General features: G+C 54.4%; 3 protein-coding genes. 1 reads left to right on the forward strand and 2 read right to left on the reverse strand.

From position 1 onward, the window contains the following. Positions 1–238: 238 nt before the first annotated feature. Both alr and ald read right to left on the reverse strand, forming a co-directional pair. Positions 239–1483 carry an alanine racemase gene (gene alr / locus QJ48_RS14250; protein ID WP_237762914.1) on the reverse strand — a complete coding sequence of 415 codons (1245 nt, stop codon included), beginning with the start codon at positions 1481–1483 and terminating at the stop codon, positions 239–241. Positions 1484–1675: 192 nt separating this feature from the next. Beyond that, complete coding sequence (gene ald / locus QJ48_RS14255) at positions 1676–2806, reverse strand: alanine dehydrogenase (protein WP_054974232.1); 1131 nt, start codon at positions 2804–2806, stop codon at positions 1676–1678. Positions 2807–3311: 505 nt separating this feature from the next. On the opposite strand from ald, the gene QJ48_RS14260 reads away from it, so the two are divergent. Further along, a partial coding sequence (locus QJ48_RS14260; RefSeq protein WP_237762915.1) for an amino acid permease occupies positions 3312–4150 on the forward strand: 839 nt, incomplete at its 3' end.

Below are 4150 nucleotides of genomic sequence, written 5' to 3' on the forward strand. Positions count from 1 at the left end.
CTTCTCCAGTGGATACCCCACTGCCGACTTCGTGTTGGCGGCCAAAGTTCAGAACCGCTGCATCAGACCGTTGTCCGAACGGAATTGCGTGTTCAAAGTCGTGTCGTCTTGCTCGCAAACCAGGAAGCTCCGGATCATTAACGGACAACGGATCGACGGTTTTTGCCTTACCTAGAACGAGCCTGAAAATACAACGAAACGGGCAGGGGAGACCCTGCTCGTTTGTCGTGCCGTCCGATCATATAAAGCGCGTGGAAATCGTCCGGCCTCCCTGCACGTAAATCCGGGGAACCCGGGCGCCAATGCCGCATACGATCTCGTAATGGATCGTGTGCGCATGGCTTGCGACATCGGCGGCGGTCACTTTGTCATCCGGCGTGCCGAAGAGCGTGACTTCGTCGCCGAGATTCGCTTCCGGAATCGCGGTAACATCGAGCATCAACTGATCCATGCAGATCGTTCCGGCGATCGGCGCAGACTGCCCGCGTACTGTTGCGGTTCCCTTGTTGGAGAGCGCCCGCGGCATACCGTCCGCGTATCCGAGTGGCACCGTGGCAATTTTGGTATCTTTGTCGGAGGCAAACGTGCACCCGTAGCTGACCGGCTCCAACGCCGGGACGTCTTTGAGCGATACGATTTGCGATTTGAGCCGCATGGCGGGCTTGAGGGGAGCGCCTGCGATAGCGCCTCTTACTGACGGCTTCAAGCCGTACAGTCCGATCCCGACACGCACCATGTTCAAATGCATATGGGGATAAGCAATGGTTGCGGCGGTGTTGCAGCAATGCCAGAGAGGAACGGAAATCCCGGCTTCCTCAAAAGCGCCGCGAAATTCGAGAAACCTCGCCAATTGCAGTTCCGTGTATGCCGGACTCGGATGGTCTGCATTGGCAAAATGCGTAAATACACCCTCCAGCGTCACATAAGGGCTCTCGTTCGCGCGTCGGGCGAACTGCAGTGCGGCATCTGTCGACGTAACCCCGAGCCGGTTCATCCCGGTTTCGATCTTAAGATGAATCCGGGATGCCCGGCCCAAGCTCTCCGCTTCGCGCATCACTGTTTCGAGCACCTCACCGCTAAACACCGTCAGCGTCACATCGGCCGCAACGGCCTCCCGGATCGCTTCCGGAGGCGTGTAGCCGAGCACAAGGATCGGGGCGGCAATGCCCGCCGACCGCAGGCGGAGCGCTTCATCCAGAAAAGCGACTCCGAGGCGGTCCGCGCCGGAGCTTAGCGCCGTTCTGGCAGTTTCCACCGCGCCGTGGCCGTACCCGTTCGCTTTGACAACCGCCATCCACTGGCAGCCGGGCCGGAGAAGCGACTTGAAGTACGCCGCGTTCGAGGCGATCGCATCCAGCGAGATTTCGGCCAATGTCGGACGGTGGCTGAAGCTGCCGTCCCAATAGGCGTAGTCTGGCTCGGGCATAATCGAACGGGCGAGCTCTTCGTGCGGTTTCACAATCCTATCGTTCCTTGTGTGCATGTTGTGCTGCTCCTTCGTGGTAGATATAGCATTTTATAAGTTATCAGCGGAGCTGATTGAATTCTATAACGCAAGAAAAGTTTCCACTAAAACACGAATGTATCTTCCTCGAAAAGGCTTCGATAAGAAGCTTTTCTTATAATTTGCTGAATAAATAATAATCTCCCCCGAGGACGGGGGAGTTTTGCTTATTTATCGGCTGGATACGGTTTCCAGTGCTTTATGTGCAGGCACATAGTCGTAATTCAGATCTTTCGCGACTGCTTCGTATGTGATGGCACCGCCTGCTGTGGTGAGACCTTTAGCTAGGGCCGGGCTATCGGCGATCGCTTGCTTCACGCCTTTGTTCGCGATTTGCAACGCGTACGGAATCGTTACGTTGGTCAGGGCGATGGTGGAGGTGTTCGGAACCGCACCCGGCATATTGGCTACCGCATAGTGGACTACGCCGTGCTTGACATACGTAGGCGCATCGTGGGTGGTTATGCGGTCAACCGTTGCGAAGATTCCGCCCTGATCGATGGCAACATCGACAACAACGGAGCCTGGCGACATGCTGCGCACCATATCTTCGCTAACCAGCTTAGGCGCTTTGGCTCCTGGAATGAGCACCGCTCCGATGACGAGATCGGATTGACGGACCGCTTGGGCGATGTTATAAGGATTGGACATAAGCGTCTGAATTTGCGGACCGAACTGATCGTCAAGCTGACGAAGCCGGTCTGCGCTCAAATCGATTACCGTCACATCGGCGCCTAGACCGACAGCAATTTTCGCCGCGTTCGTACCGACTACGCCGCCGCCGATGACCGTGACTTTCGCCCGCTGTACTCCGGGCACGCCGGCAAGCAGCACGCCTTTTCCGCCATACGGCTTCTCCAGGAACTGCGCACCGATTTGCGTCGCCATCCGACCGGCAACCTCGCTCATAGGAGTCAACAGAGGGAGCGTACGGTTGACTTCAACCGTTTCGTACGCAATGGAAACGACACCCGATTTCGTCAAGGCTGTGGCCAATTCCGCATCGGCGGCCAGGTGAAGGTAGGTGAACAAGATCAGTCCTTCCCGGAAATAACCGTATTCGGAAGAAAGCGGTTCTTTGACCTTCATGATCATTTGGGATTTTTCCCAAACCTCTTGCGCGGCATCGGCGAGCAAGGCTCCGGCCGCCGCATATTGCTCGTCCGTAAAGCCGCTGCCAAGACCGGCTCCTTTTTCAATATACACGCTATGGCCCGCCTGCACAACTGTAGACACGCCGGCAGGCGTAATGGCTACGCGGTTTTCATTGTTTTTAATTTCTTTTGGCACGCCGATAATCATTATTGCCATCTCCCTCGATATTGTGGTTGGATCGTTCGGTAAGCTGAGTATATCGAACAAATCCTGCGTTTTTCTTCGTGAAACGAGCTGAAAAGAATTGGATGCTTTTGTGTTTTTTCACAAAACGTAAGCGTTTTCGCAGGTGGGACGGGCTCTTTTGTGTAATATCACAAATCGGTCACATTATTTTTTAGTAACAAGACAAATGCAGACGGGAACGAGTGTGCTACGATATTAGACATCAATTCGTCACAAAAGCGAATGTAAGCGCATACTGTTGTTCCTGCGCAAGTTTTTGGTAAAATTTTAAGCACAGTCGTTTTCGCAGGGGCGGATCGGCTCGCGGCAGATTCATAAGGAGGGAAGTAACAGACAGAAGCAAGTCTCTATCCTTTAAGGCACGAATAATGCAAGCGCAAGCCTGGAAATTAACTATTGGAGGAGATTTTTTGTGAAAAACAACAATGAATTGAAACGGGGACTGGAGCAAAAGCACATTACTTTAATGTCGCTTGGCGCGGCAATCGGCGTCGGCTTGTTTCTGGGCTCCGCATCGGCAATAAAGGTAGCCGGGCCTGCGATACTGATCGGTTACATGATCGGCGGGCTGGCGATGTTCTTCATTATGCGGGCGTTGGGGGAGATGGCCGTTCAGAAGCCGGTGGCCGGTTCGTTCAGCCGCTACGCCCGGGAATATATGAGCCCTGTGTTCGGCTTTTTGACGGGATGGAACTATTGGTTTATTTGGGTCGTTACGTGTATGGCCGAAATAACCGCGGTCGGGATTTATATGGAGTATTGGTACCCGGGGGTGCCTAGGTGGATTTGGGCGCTGGCGGCGCTGGTCATCATGAGTCTGGTCAACCTGATTGCCGTTAAAGTCTACGGCGAGCTGGAATTTTGGTTCGCGCTCATCAAAATCGTCACCATCATCTTCATGATCGTCGTTGGCGTAGGCATGATCGTATTCGGTCTGGGGAATGGCGGCATCGCCGTCGGAATCAGCAACTTGTGGAGTCATGGAGGCTTTTTTGCGAATGGCTGGTCGGGCGTGCTGCTGGCCATGCAGATGATCATGTTCGCCTATCTGGGGATCGAAATGATCGGGGTAACGGCCGGTGAAGTCAAAGACCCGGCGAAAGCGCTCACAAAAGCGATCGACAACGTGTTCTGGCGCATTCTCATCTTCTACGTCGGCGCGCTGTTCGTCATCATGTCGATTTATCCGTGGACGGAAATCGGTCTCAAGGGCAGCCCGTTCGTCATGACCTTCGAGAAGCTGGGCATTCCTTACGCCGCAGGCATCATCAACTTCGTCGTCTTGACTGCCGCGCTTTCGTCCTG

Source organism: Paenibacillus sp. A3 (assembly GCF_001399685.1).
Classification (GTDB): domain Bacteria; phylum Bacillota; class Bacilli; order Paenibacillales; family NBRC-103111; genus Paenibacillus_G.

Excerpts from the sequence above, each read along its gene's own strand:
- alr (WP_237762914.1), bottom strand. The coding sequence starts at position 1,483 with ATGCACACAAGGAACGATAGGATTGTGAAACCGCACGAAGAGCTCGCC.
- ald (WP_054974232.1), bottom strand. The coding sequence starts at position 2,806 with ATGATTATCGGCGTGCCAAAAGAAATTAAAAACAATGAAAACCGCGTA.